Origin of the sequence: Bacillus sp. EAC (assembly GCF_002156875.1) — a bacterium.
Taxonomy (GTDB): Bacteria; Bacillota; Bacilli; order Bacillales; family Bacillaceae_G; genus Gottfriedia.
On record NZ_NCSY01000001.1, the window covers coordinates 82826 to 100177 of the forward strand.

At 34.1% G+C, this 17352-nt stretch carries 13 protein-coding genes; 1 reads left to right on the top strand and 12 read right to left on the bottom strand.

The features are described from left to right. Positions 1-105: 105 nt before the first annotated feature. From B7R65_RS00295 to B7R65_RS00320, 6 genes are all read right to left on the bottom strand, one after another. Positions 106-933, bottom strand: coding sequence for a DUF2935 domain-containing protein (locus B7R65_RS00295; protein ID WP_088040655.1), 828 nt, complete (start codon positions 931-933; stop codon positions 106-108). A gap of 39 nt (positions 934-972) precedes the next feature. Then, positions 973-2049 (bottom strand): ATP-binding protein, encoded by a 1077-nt coding sequence (locus B7R65_RS00300; RefSeq protein WP_088040657.1) that lies wholly within the window; start codon positions 2047-2049, stop codon positions 973-975. Between the two features lie 393 nt (positions 2050-2442). Then, entirely contained in the window at positions 2443-3171 is a 729-nt protein-coding gene (locus tag B7R65_RS00305) for a hypothetical protein (RefSeq protein ID WP_088040659.1), read from the bottom strand. A gap of 285 nt (positions 3172-3456) precedes the next feature. Continuing rightward, positions 3457-3792 carry a L,D-transpeptidase gene (locus tag B7R65_RS00310; RefSeq protein WP_088040661.1) on the bottom strand — a complete coding sequence of 112 codons (336 nt, stop codon included), beginning with the start codon at positions 3790-3792 and terminating at the stop codon, positions 3457-3459. A gap of 197 nt (positions 3793-3989) precedes the next feature. Next, positions 3990-4607 carry a protein kinase family protein gene (locus B7R65_RS00315; RefSeq protein ID WP_088040663.1) on the bottom strand — a complete coding sequence of 206 codons (618 nt, stop codon included), beginning with the start codon at positions 4605-4607 and terminating at the stop codon, positions 3990-3992. 160 nt (positions 4608-4767) lie between these two features. After that, positions 4768-8832: a S8 family serine peptidase gene (locus tag B7R65_RS00320; protein ID WP_088040665.1), complete on the bottom strand. Its 4065-nt coding sequence runs from the start codon at positions 8830-8832 to the stop codon at positions 4768-4770. Positions 8833-9189: 357 nt separating this feature from the next. Between B7R65_RS00320 and B7R65_RS00325 the strand changes: the two genes are divergently transcribed. Next, positions 9190-9513: a transporter gene (locus B7R65_RS00325; RefSeq protein WP_088040667.1), complete on the top strand. Its 324-nt coding sequence runs from the start codon at positions 9190-9192 to the stop codon at positions 9511-9513. Between the two features lie 194 nt (positions 9514-9707). Here B7R65_RS00325 and B7R65_RS00330 read toward each other — a convergent pair whose 3' ends face one another. The 6 genes from B7R65_RS00330 to scpA all read right to left on the bottom strand — a co-directional run bounded on the left by B7R65_RS00330 (position 9708) and on the right by scpA (position 17350). Continuing rightward, positions 9708-10928, bottom strand: coding sequence for an MFS transporter (locus B7R65_RS00330; RefSeq protein WP_218780378.1), 1221 nt, complete (start codon positions 10926-10928; stop codon positions 9708-9710). A 510-nt stretch (positions 10929-11438) separates the two neighbouring features. After that, a complete protein-coding gene (locus B7R65_RS00335) occupies positions 11439-11867 on the bottom strand; it encodes a protein-tyrosine phosphatase family protein (protein WP_088040669.1) in 429 nt (142 codons plus the stop codon). 309 nt (positions 11868-12176) lie between these two features. Continuing rightward, positions 12177-13727 (bottom strand): acyl-CoA carboxylase subunit beta, encoded by a 1551-nt coding sequence (locus B7R65_RS00340; RefSeq protein WP_373419533.1) that lies wholly within the window; start codon positions 13725-13727, stop codon positions 12177-12179. Position 13728: 1 nt separating this feature from the next. Beyond that, a complete protein-coding gene (gene mce / locus B7R65_RS00345) occupies positions 13729-14169 on the bottom strand; it encodes a methylmalonyl-CoA epimerase (RefSeq protein ID WP_088040672.1) in 441 nt (146 codons plus the stop codon). Continuing rightward, complete coding sequence (gene meaB / locus B7R65_RS00350) at positions 14150-15187, bottom strand: methylmalonyl Co-A mutase-associated GTPase MeaB (RefSeq protein ID WP_088040674.1); 1038 nt, start codon at positions 15185-15187, stop codon at positions 14150-14152. The genes mce and meaB overlap by 20 nt, the downstream gene beginning before the upstream one ends. Beyond that, positions 15188-17350, bottom strand: coding sequence for a methylmalonyl-CoA mutase (gene scpA / locus B7R65_RS00355; RefSeq protein WP_088040676.1), 2163 nt, complete (start codon positions 17348-17350; stop codon positions 15188-15190). It lies immediately after the preceding gene. Positions 17351-17352: the final 2 nt, after the last annotated feature.

Below are 17352 nucleotides of genomic sequence, written 5' to 3' on the forward strand. Positions count from 1 at the left end.
TCGATTTAATAAATATATCCTGTTTCAAAACTTTAATTTGAAATAAAAAAAAGCTAATTTTATTAGCTTTTTTTACTAATTCTGTATTTTAATTTTAAAAAATTCTTAATGATGCAGTTCATGATTAGTAAGTTCCGCTGAATTACTTGTACCAGTGAGTTCAGCCTCAAACAAATCAATGATATGCATAAATCGGTCAGCTTCTCTAAATACATGATCTGCTAGTAACGGGTGAATAATACTTTTAATTTTACATGCTTCTATTAGGTCACGCGCTGTTTTTTTGAAGTCTCGCAGTGATTTAACAGAAACTCTATTTTCATCTAGGAATTGATCTAGCAAGGGAATCGTTTCAGATTGTGGTCTCATAGATTCTAAATCAACTGCTTGGAAAAGTAATTGATCGAAATCATGGCTAAATTCTCTAGCCTGATCTACTAGTTTTCTTTCTGAAGGATCCAATAAATGACCAATAAACTTTGCGTGGTCTGCCATAATTCTAAGAAAGAAAACATTTTCCTTTATGATAGTTGCAGGTTTTGGTTTCAGTTTCCCTTCATTCAATTCCTTTAAGCGATTAGCAAAATATGCTGCTTCTCGACTTGTATGATCGACTAGTAACGGGAAATTATTACCACTAATTTTGCATGTAATAATTAATCCTAAAATTTTTCTCTTAAATGCCCAAATCATTGAAGCAGCATTATGAACCTCAATATTAAATTGTTTAATTTGTTGGGGATCTGTTTGAATACTAAATGTTTGAGCTTTCGTTTCAATCGACTCAAATAACTTATAAAATTGGTCTGCTTCTTGAATAAGTTCACTGTCATCATGATTAAAACCAAGTTTAAGAAATAAGGAATGTTCTTTCATAATTCTTGACCAAAAAAGGATTTCATCTAATGAACGACCTACGAATAATTCAGTCATTATTTCATCCCTCCTGCTGAATTTTTCCTATACTTCTTACTATACTAATTCTAATTTTGTAATATTACATTTCTGATTGAATCTTATATTAAATACAGTACCTGACGAGCTTGTACAATAATCTACTGTTGCATTATTACGTTTTGCTATTGCATAAGAAATGGCTAAACCTAATCCAGTCCCATTTTCTTTTGATGTGACAAAGGGTGTTGAAACTCTATCGAGTATCTCTAAAGGAATACCTTTCCCTTCATCTCGTATAGATAGAACTACTTGATCTTCTTCCATAAAAGTATGTATAAAAACTGATTTACTTGAATCCATTGCATCTAACGAATTATTGACCATGTTTAAAAGTAGTTGTTTAATTTCGTTTTGATCAATTATCAAATTAGGTATGTTATTTAACGCTAACTTGATGAGTTTATCTTCTTTTAAAGATCTTGTTTCAAGTAATGGAAATAAAGAATTAATTATAGTATTTAAATTCTGTTGTGCAAGTTTATTCGGCTTTTTCTTAGCAAGATCTAGAAATTCAGAAATCATCGAATTAACGCGATTAATCTCATCAATCATTATGTGAAAAATATCTTTGTAACCATCAAATTTTTTATATTGTAACCCTAACTGTAAAAAACCTTTAACAGTTGTCAACGGGTTTCTTATTTCATGAGCGAAACCGGCTGCCATTTCACCGATAATTCTAAGCTTTTCATAATATCTTTGTTCATCTTCATGTTCCTTTTTCTCTGTAATATCACTAAAAATAGCAAGTATTCCATTTTTATCTGGAACTACTCTTATTTCAAACGACTTTTTGGAGTACTCGGTAATAACTTCAAAAGATTGTATTTTTTGTTCATCAAATGCCTTGTTATAATACTTATAAACATCGGTATCTATGTAATTTGGTAAAGTATCCCACATACAGACACCTAATAATTCATCCTTAGGCTTTTCAATCATTGCCTCAGCTGCTTTATTTATAAAAACAAATTCCATATTTGAATTTAAGTAATAACACCCTTCAGACATATTATTAAAGACCTCATGCATATCTACATGTTTAATTAATTTTCGTTCGTCTTTAGCTATTAGTTTTCTTTTTGAATCCATTTAAATAAAACTCCTCTTCTTAATTGGTTCTGGCCATATGTAATAATCATTTTTTTGATTTTATATAATTAAAGATTACCATATTTCAGAAATTTCGGAAAACAGATATTTAATAAATAGGCTCTGTTAAAAATGGGTGTTGAATCCCACTTCAGTATGCCCGCTTTCCATGGTGCAAATGTTGAGACTCCACGGCACACTGCCCCTTGCGTGAGACTCAAATTCTCCGCATCTCCCACAGGAGTAGAGCACCTTAATTTCCAATCAACTTCTTATCTTTATCAATCTTTTAAAGGAAGGCTTTGTTTAAATATCAACAATATAGATTTACAGAGCCAATAAAAAAAGCTAACCAATTTGGTTAGCTTCTTTAAACGAGAAAATAGTATAATTTTATATTTCAACAACCTTAGATGGATTATTTAGCTTATATTTGACTTCTTTATTTAGTTTTTTATCCACTACTTTACCATCAAATTCGTAAGATTTCCCTAATTCTAATTCTGCAGTTTTTAATGATTTACTTAGTGAACACCAAGCATTTCCAATCTCTAATTCTTCTTCGGTTTTTACAACGACATTTTCCCATATGACGATTTCTTCTTCGCTATCATTAAAATGATTGTATTTTGTACTAAATTCTTTAACAGTTCCATTAAAATGTGATTTATCGGTAGGTAGTACAATTGATTTAGCTTCCTTTTTTTCAGCCTTTTCTTTAGTTGAAGCGGAAGGTTTAGACGCTTTCGGTTTGCTTTCACTTTTTTCTTCAACGATTGTTGATGAATTTTCATCAACAATATAAACCTTTTTGAAACTAGGAGATTGCATTTCTTTTAGATAAGCAGGATGGATACACGATAAATTGCCGTTTTCAAATTCTATGATGATCGTGTGGTATTCATCAGTTACACCATAAGTTTCATATCCAATTAATGTAACCTTCTGTTGAACATCTTGTCCTTTATATAGAAACTCATGTTTTGCATTTTTATTAAATAGACCCCATAACCTACCTTTTTCTAAGTAATCATCTTCTGATAAAAATCGGGTGAATTCTTCTTTAGGTGGGATATATTTAATAAATTCTTTTTTTTGATTTTGTACTATTTCATTTGTCATCTCTTTGCTCCTTAAGTGAAAGTATCTATCTAGAAACTTATATAATTTGTAAAACGTTTTATGTATTATGATGAAATTATAGTGTATTTCTAAACAACTTGTCTATTTCTAAAAAAAAGATTGAAGGATTTCCCTTTAACAAATGGAAAATTAGTTTCTCTTATGACTTAATTTTAAAAGTTTAATGAATTAAAGAAATATAAGAATTGAAAAATTAAATAGAAAAAATCAATTAAAAAACCATCTAAATAAGATGGCAAGATACGATTGTTAAATTAATATGGTTCATCTATGAATGTGAACAGTCGTACCAATCGGGACCATTGAAGATAATTCCAAAACATCATGGTTAAACATTCTTATGCAACCGTGTGATACATCATGACCGATTGAAGATGGGTTATTTGTTCCATGTATACCGTAATGAGGCTGTGATAATCCCATCCATAACACTCCGAAAGGTCCGCCTGTTTCTGGATCTTTATTAATAACTGTATATGTTCCAGCTGGAGTTGGAGTTAACATTTTACCAACGCCAATTGGGTATGTTTTTATTAGTATATTATCGTTAAACAGTTTTAACTGATGGTGTGATGTCGATATATCTATCCAATTTGTCATAAAAATCAACTCCATTCCTTTATAGTATATGAAGTAAATTAGGCACTTGTTAATTAACTGTGCTTATGAGTATAAAATAGTTTCAAAAACGAAAATCAATTCGTTCCTTTCTATCAACTGATTTCATAAGCTTAGTTACATTATAAAACGAAAAAACCATCTTCAATTAGATGGTTTTTAGTTTTCATCATTCAATATTAAGAAGAAGAATATGAACGTGAGGATGAATGAAAGAATCGTGAATGAGAATGAGAGTTTGAGTGCTTTCGTCGATGGTGTTTATTGGATGAGGAATGATGGTGATGATTACGTTTTTGTTTACGACGACGAGAACTACTAAACCATGAACCAAAAAGTCCAAGGTGCATCATTTCTTGTTCATTGCCAAATCGTCCAACATCGACTATTCGCACTTCACCTTCGTTTGTAAGTATTATATTGTGATTATGTAAGTCAAAGGCAGATAATCCTGCTTGATGTGCGTCAATCACTGCTTGTTGAATTTCGCTTGCGTACTTTTCTCTCAAGTATTCATCATGCCCAGTTAGATTGTAAAATGTTTCTCCTTTGATCAGATCGCATACCATATATTCATCTGTGTATACATGTACTGTTGGATAATAGATACTATTTTCAAGTAGTTGAAGCTTCTTACCATCATCGCGACTTTTACCGTCGGCTTTGAAAATTTTGATAGCATAATCGTTACAAGTATATACATCCCCATCTTTCCCACTTGCTAGGTATTCGAAATGATCGGCATGTTCTCCCCACAAGGAAAACGCATGAATTTCTTGAAATAATTCTTGTTTCATATGATTACCCCTTTCAACTTTCTACAATATAATCTTATCGCATTGGAAATAGAACGAAAAGTATTAGTAATTAAGTAGATAGCTAACGTTCAAATTTACTATAGTTACCAATGAGAAAAAATAAAACAGATACCTCTTATTCAAGGTATCTGTTTCATTTTTAAGACTGAATGCCTAAGGCTTTTAAAATATTTTCAAGTGAATTACCTTTATACTTTTTAAGTGGTTTTGGTGCATTATCAGCATACTGATTTTGTAATAAGTAATTTTGTTGAACGAATTTCATATCATTTGAATCAACTTTACCATCAAAGTTAATATCTGTGCTTCGTTTGTTTGTTCCCCAATAGGTTTGAATCATGATCGCATCTAGAATATCAATGACGTCGTCTTGGTTTACATCACCGGCTTTAATATCAAGTGCAGTAATATATTGATTTTTACCAAAAATAGTCCCATTATATTCATAACCAATTTCAACTTTCTCTTTTGTAATGAAATGTCCTGGTATATTGAATTCAATTGTGAATGGTTCCTTACTTAATGGGAGTTTATCAAAAGAGTAATTTCCATAAGTCGTCATTGTCGAATTAAACTTTGTTCCTTTACTATCGTAAATATTAATTGCAGCACCTATTTTTGTCCAATCTTCCGTATAAGGATAACCACCAGTTTCAGGATCTCCTACATAAAATCCTTGTGGAGTCAAATAACCATCTGCTACAGAGAACTGAGGGTACGTTTTAAAGCTATATCCAGCGTTTGCAACTTCAATATTTTCATTTTTAGCATCCGTAACTGTAATGCTTGGATCAATTCTTGCACCAGTGTAAAATTCATTTTCAAGTACTTTTAACGTAACTTCTGCAATTACTTTATGGTCAAAATTTCCTGTTGTTTGCTTAAACTGTACCGTAACATCATCACCACTGACTCCTAGAGTAGCATTTTCTACAAGATCATTTGATAGTTTAGCGCTTACGAGTTGAACAGACTTCATTCCATAATAGTCCCCAAAAGTCCATTTTGCATCTTTAATATCGTTTAAATTATCTAAAACTAGTTTAGCTTTTACAGTTTCACCAGATTTTGCAGTTCTAACGTCACTCGTAACATAAGTAACTGGTGTACCTTCTTTTACGAAGTAATATTCCTTAGTCTCTTTGTTCCCTGCATTATCATATCCATCGAAACGTAATGGAAGAACAGATAAGCTTTCATCCATAGCAATTTCATCTTTATACTTTCCATCCGAATCCATTGCAATTGGTGTAGATGGGAATGCCCATAGACCATAATAATAAACTAACCAATTGGAAGATTGATCAACATTTACTCCAAATTTTTTCATTTCATCAACTTTTGAATCAGTAATTTGAATGTCAAATGGGTATGTTTTTTGTCCAGGTTGATATTCAATAAATGGAGATTCTCCATCAAGTGAGCTTTTAAAGCTTGGTGAATCTAAATCAGTAAACAAATGTTGTGTCTCGGTAAATACTTTACCTGAAATACTTGTACCAATAAATTTTAATTTATAATGTCCAGGACGAATATTACTTATTTTATCTGAAATAGGTTGTTTGTTATCCCCTGTAAATGAATAATACTGCCCATTAAAGCCAACAAGCCCGTAATCAACATTATCGTAACTACCCTCTAAATTAACAGTGCCAACAAACCCAATGTCTTTTCCTGTTTCAGCATCTTGTAAAATGATATCCATACTTTTCATAGGGGCACGCAAGTTAAAATTAACATATACCCATTGATAGCGCATAAAGTCCCATCCACCTTGATTTAATTGATCTGGGGAGTATGCGGGATTTAGAACTTTTACACTGTTAAAACCTTCTTCTGATGATCTGAAACTATATGGAATTCTATATACTTCTAAATTATTTTTATTATTTGTAAGTGTAATATATCCTTCGTAAATTCCTTTTTTAGCTTCTTTTGGGACAACCAAACTCGCATTGATTGTTTTTGTTGTTTTGCTATTGATGTCAATTTTGGTAGGAATATTTAGCTCTACTCCGTTTTCCTTTAAATTATTTGAACTTTTTGATTCGGTTATCGAAACGCTAAATGATTTTTTTTCATTTTTATAGTTTGCAATTTTAATTGTTTTTGTAACATTAACCTTTCCACTTTCATAATGGTTATCGAAACTAAGACCACCAGTTAATTCTTTTACTTTCATTAGTCGCTCTGCTCCAGGTACAAAAGCTTTATCTTTTATTTGTATACTAAGTTCGGTATTTACAGCTTGGTAAGGATCGATTCTTCCCGCACCTACCTCAAATACGCTATAGTCACCCTTTAAAGGATCAGCAGTATTCATAAGAATTGATTTTATTTCTTCAGGTTGAAGCTCAGGATTTGCCTGTAGCATTAGAGCAGCGATACCTGCTGTAAAAGGAGTTGCCATTGAGGTTCCAGAGTATCTAGAATATGCAAAATCGTAATTATCTTGATGCTCTGGGTCAATCATATAAGAGGGTACTGATGAAAGTACACTCACTCCTGGTGCAGTTACTTCTGGTTTCATGTCATAAGTTTGTCTCGCGGGACCTCGTGAGCTAAAATCAGCTAATTGATCGCCACCTGATTGTCTTTCTGAAAAATTTGAGAATGTAATATTAGTAGTGCCTTTTTCTAATAATGCCTTTACCTTCTCTCCATCAGCTTTTGTTAAAGCAAATGTCGGAACATAATTGATAGACTCTCCAATATTAATACCTATTTGACCATCGATATTATTATAAAGAAGAACGCCTACAGCTCCGTTTTGCTTCGCATTGATTACTTTTTCGTCAAGCGTAGAATCACCACGAGAAACAAGAGCAATTTTCCCTTTTAAATCTTTATCGGTATAGTCCCATGTATAGCCTAAGCCTACATCAACTATATCGTAGGATTTACTTTCCCAGTTTTGTAATTGGTCGGTATAGTGGCGGGCCATTCCAATTAATTCAAGATTTTCATTTCCAATTTTCCCGTTTAAGGTTGCTTCTGCCATTGGAACATCACTAGCACCAACGGTTAATGCTAATGCAGCCGAACCAGGTGATCCTAATGAATATTCATTCGGTCCGTCATTTCCTGCTGCAACAACTGCAGTAACACCATTTAAAACCGCATAATTGATTGCAGTACTTGTTGGGAAGTAGGGATCATTGACCGATGCTCCTAAAGAAAGGTTGATAACATCCATCCCATCTTCTACAGCTTTTTCAATCCCCTCAATTACAGCTTCCGAACTTCCTGAACCATAAGGACCAAGTACACGATATGCATATAAATCAACGTCTGGAGCAACTCCCTCAACAGTTATATTCTTATTCGTGGCTTGTCCAGCAATTGTGCCTGCTACATGAGTTCCATGCGAAGTATAGTAAGCAGATCCGTTGTACTCCGGATAACCAGATGCTTGCCAATCTTTATATGTTGTTTCCATTGGATCATTGTCATTGTCTACAAAGTCGTACCCACCTTTATAGGCATCTTTCAAATCAGGATGATTGTAATCAATACCTGTATCGATTACGCCGACTTTAATTCCCTTTCCAGTTATACCTTCTTTATGTAATTTATCGACCTTTAGGTAGGAAAGTCCCTCTACCGAAGTACCAAGACTTGTATTCGTTTCATTGTTAGCATCAGTTTTGATTGGATCAATCTTAAATTCTTCGTCTTTATACACAGCCTTTACAACTTTAGACGTTAATAATTGTTTTACTTCATTTGCTGGGAGTGTCATTGCTACGCCATTATATACTGTTTTAAATTCTGATGTGATACGGTGATTTGATTTTTTATTTTTGATTTTTGTGGATGGTAGAATGGAAATGACATCTTTACTAAATTGATCGTGATCTTTTTGAACTTGTTCATCTGCTTGTTTTTTTGAAAGATTCTTTCCTTGTAAGGTTGCATCAAGTATTGCAACTTTGGATGGTTTAGATTGAAATTGGACGATGACAGAAATTTCATTGTCATTTTTTAATTCTTCTTGATTAAACCCAATCGCTCCAAAACGATCAGTCACTTCTAATTGTTTCAGAGCATTCCTTTGTTCAGTTGTTAAAGATGAAAGTAAATCGTCAGTTTTAATATCAGCAGCACTTGCAAGTGTATTAAATGGCCTTCCCGTAGTCGGTAAAATCAAACCCACTGTTAGTGTGAAAACTGCTAATTTTTTACTAAAAGTACTATTTTTCATTCGACACCCACTTTCTGAATTTTTAAAGAAGTACTATAGAAAGAATATCCTATCTGAATTATCAGAATAATCTTATGATTAAATGTTAATGGCTTGACACTATTGCAGCAATGGGGGTTTTAAAATCAAAAATTCCCAACTTTTTACCTATGAGAAGTTAAAATTCAACAATTTTCGCTAGAGTTAAATGACAAATAAACACGAAAAAGTTCATTCAACTGGGGTTATTATAAAAATGAGTGTAAATAATTATATTTTGTTATCTTTGAAACGATTAAATGAAATGATTTTATGGTGCATACACACTATGTCAATTTCTTCATACGCTATTAAATACGAGTTAAAGGAGGTGTTTTAATGGATTTTGATGCGTATTATAGGATTTTCCCTTCACAACCTGGATTTCCTGGACAACCGGGACAACAAGGTTCACAAGGACCAACTGCCCCTCCACCATCATTTACTCCTCAACAACCAGCTACTGCCTTTGCAATCGATCCTGGATCAATTCGGATGTGCATACGTAGGAATACATTTGTATGGCTGAACAATGGTGAAAGTTTTTGGTTTTTCCCAACTTTTGTAGGTCGTACTTCAGTTTCAGGATTCAGATGGACTGGAAGATTTTGGATTATTTTCGGAATCGATTTAAGAAGAATTAGTTCATTTACGTGTTTTTAAAAACTATAGTAAAAAGCCTTGTATAAAATACAAGGCTTTTTACTATAGTTTCAATAGATGACTTGAACACTATGTTCAAGTCACACCAATCAGAAGTATCATTCATCACATAATAAATTACTTAGTCATTTCAAATTAGGTTGGAAAAATAAAAGAAAAAAAGCACTTCCAATACGTTTGGAAGTGCTTTTAAGTTACCTTTCTGAGAGAGAACGAATTCGTCTTAATGATGGGAATAAGTACATCCAAAGTCCGGCAACTATAATTGTTCCGAGACCACCGACAAATGCCGCTGGTACAGTTCCTATTAGTCCTGCCATCGTTCCAGATTCAAACTCACCAAGTTGATTAGAAGTACCAATAAATAGCGAGTTGACTGCATTTACCCTACCTCTCATTTCGTCAGGAGTTTGTAATTGAACAAGTGATGATCTAATTACTACACTAACAACATCGGATGCTCCTATTAAAACTAAAGCAAATAATGAAACAAAAAGATTTGTAGAAACTGCAAATAACATTGTTGCTAGTCCAAAAATACAAAGTGCTCCGAAAAGTTTAGGACCAATCGATTTTTTTAGTGGAAATGAAGCTAATATAATCGACATCGATAATGCACCAATTGCGGGAGCAGTCCTCATTAAACCTAAACCCCATGGACCTGTTTGTAAAATATCTTGTGCAAATATCGGTAATAATGCTGTCGCTCCACCAAGTAGTACTGCAAAAAGGTCTAACGAGATCGTCCCTAATATAATTGGATGTCGATAGACAAATTCCAAACCAGAAAATATTGACCGTATAGAAACCGGTTCCGATTTTCTAACTGTTCTTCGTTCGGTTTTAATTAAATATGTAAGAATTGCTGAAACAAATAATGCGATTGTTACTGTACAATATACATATGTTTGCCCTAACGAAAAAAGTAATCCACCTAGTGATGGGCCAATGATTTGAGCAGTTTGCCCTGCGGAAGTACTCCAAGCAATGGCCTGCTGCAAAATATTATTTGGCACCAGTTGTGGAAGTAATGCTGAAGAAGACGGTCCCTCAAATGCACGACATGCACCGAGGACTGAAGCGGCGATCAATATTTGTTCACGACCTAGCCAATTGGCAATATTACCATATAATAGAAGTCCTGCAATAAGAGCCTCAATAATTTGGCACAAAAAAACAATTCTTTTTCTGTCAAAACGATCTGCTACCTGGCCAACAACCAATGTGAGCAGTACCATCGGAATAAATTGAGCAAGTCCAACTAAACCAAGACTAAATGCATCATGAGTTATATCATACATTTGCCATCCAATTGCAACTGAAAGCATTTGGAAGGATGTCGACGACAACATTCGTGATGCCCAATACTTGGCAAAAGAAGGTTGCTTTAAAAGAATACCCTTAATACCCTTCAAAACTAATTTCACACCCTTTTTCTAAAACACTTTAGAGAAGTTCACTTATTTTTTATCCAAACATATTATACTATTTTTACATAATAATGAGTAAAAAATGAGATTAATTATTGTTGTTATTTACAAATAGTCTACTAATTTTATTAAGAATAATCACAGATTTTTGATTTATAATAACCTCTACTTTACTATTTGTGTCATTTAATCCTCCATTGTAAAAGTTAAATCACTTAGCTTCATTAGCAACTCCCTCAGTAGTTTCGAATCTACCGTTCCAAGTATCTTCTTTAGCAACAGTTTACTTTAACATAACCTTTTAAAAAAAATCTTTTAGATAAGGGCCCTGAAATGAAATGATTTTATACGGTTTTTTTAGAAATTGAGTAATGACTAAAAAAGAGTTTATTAATTAAGTGAGTGTATAATTTATGAATACATACTAGCTGTAAATTTAAAAAGCCGTTTTGCCATCCTATAATGGTAAAACAGCCTTGTTTTATTTTACTACAATCATTTATTTGGAAAAATTTCTTTCATTGCATTTTTCATTTCAGAATTAAATTTAATAGTTGGACGAATTAATTTAACCTTTTCTTCAGCTTCTTCAATTGTTTTCGCTTCATCGAGTGCAAGTAAAGTACCTATTGCTAATGTACCGGCACGAGTATTACCGCCTCCACAATGAAAATAAACATTTTGATCATTTTTGAAAGCATTCACTACATTGTCAATAGCATCCTTTAACGATTCACTTTGATGTTCTTTTTCATCCACGATTGGACTATGTACTCGATTATATTCTTCGTCTACTTCGTATTTTTTAGCACGTAAATCAAAAACAATGTCTACGTTTTCATTTGATAACATTTCACTAACCTCGTCTACGCCACCAAAATAAATTCGATTTTTAATTAATTCCTGATAATTCTTATTAGACATGTTAATTTGCCCCCAAAATTTTATAATTGCGATTCAAATGTATGGTTTGTTCAACATCCATCTTATCATGTTTGAAATAAAATATTCATTATAAAAAAATAAGACGGATACCGTTAAATTTGACGGACTGCTTTTTTATTGTTAAATGTTTAATTCATCTTACTAGTTATTTGTCGATGAAGCGTCATAATTACATTTCTCATATTCTCATAAATAAAAAGCTGGTTCTACCAATTTGATAGTACCAGCATATTTAACATTTATATAATACTGATTTATTTGTTCAAAACTTCTTATAGACTACTAAACTTATAAAGGCATATTACCATGTTTTTTCTTTGGTCTTGTCTCACTTTTTGTTCGTAACATTTCTAATGACTGAATGAGTACTTTTCGAGTTTCTCTTGGATCAATAACATCATCGACCATACCGTGAGAAGCCGCAACATAAGGGTTGGCAAACATGTCTCTGTATTCTGAAATTTTTTCATTTCTCGTCGTAGTTGGATCTATACTTTGATTAATTTCTTTTGCGAAAATGATATTCGCCGCACCTTCTGGCCCCATTACAGCTATTTCAGCATTTGGCCAAGCATACACTACATCAGCACCAATCGCTTTTGAATTCATAGCCACATATGCTCCACCATAAGCTTTTCTTAAAATTACTGTAATTTTTGGCACAGTTGCCTCAGAGTATGCATAAAGAATTTTTGCACCATGCCGAATAATTCCACCATGTTCTTGATTCACTCCTGGGAAAAATCCCGTCACATCTTCAAATGTGATCAAAGGGATATTAAATGAATCACAGAAACGAATGAATCTCGAAAGTTTATCAGAAGAATTAATATCTAGTCCCCCTGCCATTACTTTAGGCTGGTTTGCAATAATACCAATACTATGGCCATCTATTCGTGCAAACCCAACTACGATATTTTTAGCAAAACTCGATTGAACTTCCATAAAGTCCCTGTGATCGACTATTTCTTCGATTACTTTTCTTACATCGTAGACTTTTGTTGCTTGAATCGGTACGATATCGATTAATTCTTCACGCCAATCATCATTTTCAAAATAAGGAACACTTTGAGGGCTCTCATTATTATTTTGTGGCAAGAAACTTATTAATCTTCTTACTTGCTCTAGAATTTCAGGTTCTGATTCTTCAGTGAAATGTGCGCATCCGCTTATTGAAGAATGGACTTTTGCTCCACCAAGATTTTCAGTCGAGATCTTTTCTCCAGTTATCGTTTCAATTACTTTTGGACCAGTAATAAACATTTGACTAGTTTTTTCAACCATAAACACAAAGTCTGTAATTGCTGGAGAATAAACTGCTCCCCCTGCACATGGACCCATAATTACTGAAATTTGAGGAATTACACCTGAATAAATCGAATTTCGGTAGAATATATGTCCATAACCATCTAGAGAAACGACACCTTCTTGAATTCTTGCACCGCCTGAATCATTTAATCCAATGATTGGAGCACCGACTTTTGCAGCTAAATCCATAATTTTTGAAATTTTAATCGCATGCATCTCTCCCAATGCCCCACCAAATACGGTGAAATCTTGAGCAAAAACATAAATTAATCGACCGTGAACTTTACCGTAACCAGTAACAACTCCTTCGCCTGGACTCTCTAGTTTATCCATCCCAAAATTCGTGGCACGATGTTTAATAAATGGATTCAATTCCACAAATGAGTCTTCATCTAACAGTAAATCAATACGTTCCCTTGCTGTTAATTTCCCACGATTATGCTGAGAGTCAATTCGATCATCTCCACCGCCAAGTTCGATTTTTCGTTTTCGATCCATTAACTCATTTATTTTCTCGTATGCAGTTGTCATATTATTCAACATCCTCTCTATCTATATTCGATGCTGGTTGGCATAATTCAAATAGAACTTTATTCGTTGAGCTCGGGTGTAGAAATGCAACTAAACTTCCATGTGCACCCTCTTTAGGAACTTCATTTATTAGTTTAATGCCTTGTTTTCGAATGACGTCCAACTGCTTTTCACAATTATCAGTTTGAAGTGCTATGTGATGGATACCTTCACCCTTTTTCTCAATAAATCGGGCAATTGGACTATCAGGGCTAGTTGCTTCTAAAAGTTCGATTGTAATTTCACCTATTTCAATAAAAGCGACACGAACACTCTCGCTTTCTACCGTTTCAATTCCAACTAATTTTAAACCAAGTATATCTGTATAAAATGGGATAGAAGAGTCTAAATCTTTTACTGCAATACCAATATGATTAATTTGATTAGGCTTTATCTCTTGCATCAATATTTCTCCTTCCATTGCTTTCGAAAATAGTTAATAAATGTTTTGCAGCCAGTGTGGCAGTTAATGTACCATTCATGACAGACTTTTCAATATCTGGAATCGATTGATTGACTTCAGAGTGATTTAAAAAACTAAATCTCAAATGCTCCTCAACCATGTTATACATCCAATCTAGCATTTGTTTTTGTCTTCGTTGGTGAAAATAACCTGAATGGATTGTTTTATCTTGAAAAGATTTTATTTCTAACCAAATTTCTTCGATACCTTCACCTGTCAATGAAGAAGCTGTATAGGCTTGACTGATCCAACCAGGTGTTGAAGGCTGCAGTAAATGTAATATACGGTTAAATTCTGCCTTTGCAGCAAGTGCTTTTATTTTGTTATCACCGTCTGCCTTGTTTATGATTATGGAATCTGCCAACTCCATAATTCCTTTTTTAATGCCTTGTAATTCATCTCCTGCACCCGTAAGCATAACTAATAAGAAGAAATCAACCATCGATCGAACAGTTACCTCACTTTGCCCAACACCTACTGTTTCAATCAGAATGACATCATATCCGGCTGCTTCACAAATTAACATTGACTCTCGGCTTTTTCGAGCAATTCCACCTAGAGAACCTCCAGAAGCAGATGGTCGGATATACGCATTTGGATTTCGTGATAAAGAATCCATCCTCGTTTTATCTCCTAAAATACTTCCTTTCGTAATCGTGCTACTCGGATCCACCGTTAAAACTGCTACCCGGTGGCCTCGTTCGCATAATAAACTACCGAAGCTTTCAATTAACGTACTTTTACCTGCTCCCGGTACTCCAGTAATCCCAATTCGAATTGAACGACCTGTATAAGGTAGTAGTCTCGTTAATACATTTTGTGCAGTTTGCATATGAGCGGGTGAATTACTTTCGATTAAAGTAATTGCTTGTGCAAGAATCGTCCGGTTTCCTTCAATAACACCATTAACGTAGTCATCTTCAGAAAGTATTTTCTTGCGTTTTCTTTCTTCTTTCATTTAATTTACATCTCCAAGTCGTTGAATGATTTCTTCAATAACTTTTTGTGCTGCTACTGGAATAACAGTGCCCGGACCAAATATGGCTGCTGCACCATTTTTTAATAAAAAGTCATAATCCTGAGGAGGGATTACACCACCAGCTACGATTACGATATCATCACGATCTAATTTCCTTAGTTCTTCCATTAGTTGAGGTAATAGTGTCTTATGACCTCCTGCAAGTGAACTCATCCCTATTACATGGACATCATTCTCTACTGCTTGAAGTGCAGTTTCTTCAGGTGTTTGGAATAATGGTCCGATGTCCACGTCAAAGCCTAAATCTGCAAATGCAGTAGCAATTACTTTTGCTCCACGATCATGGCCATCTTGTCCTAATTTAGCAATCATTATTCGTGGACGACGACCCTCACGAAGTTCAAAATCATCTGCCATTTTTCGAACGATATCAATTTCTTCTTTTTCACCGTATTCAGCACTATAAATACCAATTATTGAACGAATTACAGCTTTATGTCGACCTACGACTTTTTCATATGCGTCAGAAATTTCACCAAGAGTAGCTCTAGCTCTAGCCGCTTCAATTGCAAGCGCTAACATATTACTTTCGCCTGATTCTGCGGCTTCAGTAATAGCTGATAAGGTAGCTTTTACTTTTTCTTCATCCCTATTTGCTCGTAATTCTCTCAGTCTTGCAATTTGTGCTTCACGAACAGCAGTATTATCAACTTCAAGAACTTCTAGAGGATCTTCTTTCTCAAGTCGATATTTATTTACACCAATAATCGTTTCTTTACCAGAATCAATATGAGCTTGCCGTCTAGCAGCAGCCTCTTCAATACGCATTTTTGGCAACCCTGTCTCAATAGCTTTTGCCATTCCACCTAATGATTCAACTTCTTGAATATGGGCCCACGCTTTACGAACTAATTCATTTGTTAAAGATTCGACGTAATATGAACCACCCCAAGGGTCAACAACATTACAGATGCCAGTTTCTTTTTGTAAATAAAGCTGAGTATTCCTTGCAATTCGCGCTGAAAAATCTGTTGGAAGTGCAATTGCTTCATCTAAAGCATTTGTATGTAATGATTGTGTATGACCTAAAACTGCAGCCATTGCCTCAATACATGTTCGAGTGACATTATTAAAAGGATCCTGCTCCGTTAAACTCCAACCAGAGGTTTGAGAATGTGTTCGTAATGCCATTGATTTTTCTTTTTGAGGATTAAAGGTTTTAATCATTTTTGCCCATAAAAGGCGAGCAGCTCTCATTTTGGCAATTTCCATAAAGTAATTCATACCTATACCCCAGAAAAACGACAAGCGGGGTGCAAATGAGTCGATATCTATACCAGCTTTTAGTCCAGTCCGAACATACTCTAGTCCATTTGCTAATGTATATCCTAATTCAATGTCCGCAGTCGCCCCAGCTTCCTGCATATGATATCCGGAAATACTTATACTGTTAAATTTAGGCATGTTTTTTGACGTATAAGAAAAAATATCAGCGATTATCCTCATTGATGACTCAGGCGGATAAATATATGTATTTCTAACCATATATTCTTTAAGAATATCGTTCTGAATCGTTCCAGTTAATTGTGACTGATGAACTCCTTGTTCCTCAGCTGCAACAATGTAAAACGCTAATACAGGAAGTACAGCTCCATTCATTGTCATTGATACTGACATTTTATCTAAAGGAATTCCATCAAATAAGATTTTCATGTCTAAAATTGAATCAATCGCAACTCCTGCTTTACCAACATCTCCTTCTACTCTTGGATGATCAGAATCGTAGCCACGGTGAGTTGCCAAATCAAATGCAATTGATAAACCCTTTTGACCTGCAGCTAAATTTCTGCGATAAAATGCATTACTTTCCTCAGCAGTAGAAAAACCTGCATATTGGCGAATCGTCCAAGGCTGATTTATGTACATTGCTGGGTATGGTCCTCTTAAAAATGGCGCAATACCGGAAACGAATTCTAAATGCTCTAATCCATTTGTATCCTTCGAATCATATAGTGGCTTTACATCGATTTGCTCTAAAGTCTTCCAGTCATGTTTTTCCAAGTCTACTAGATTTGGAGGAATTGTAGGTGCTGTGAAAGCTTCATTAAAGGGCATTTTTGTAAAATCAATTTGTTTTTTCATTT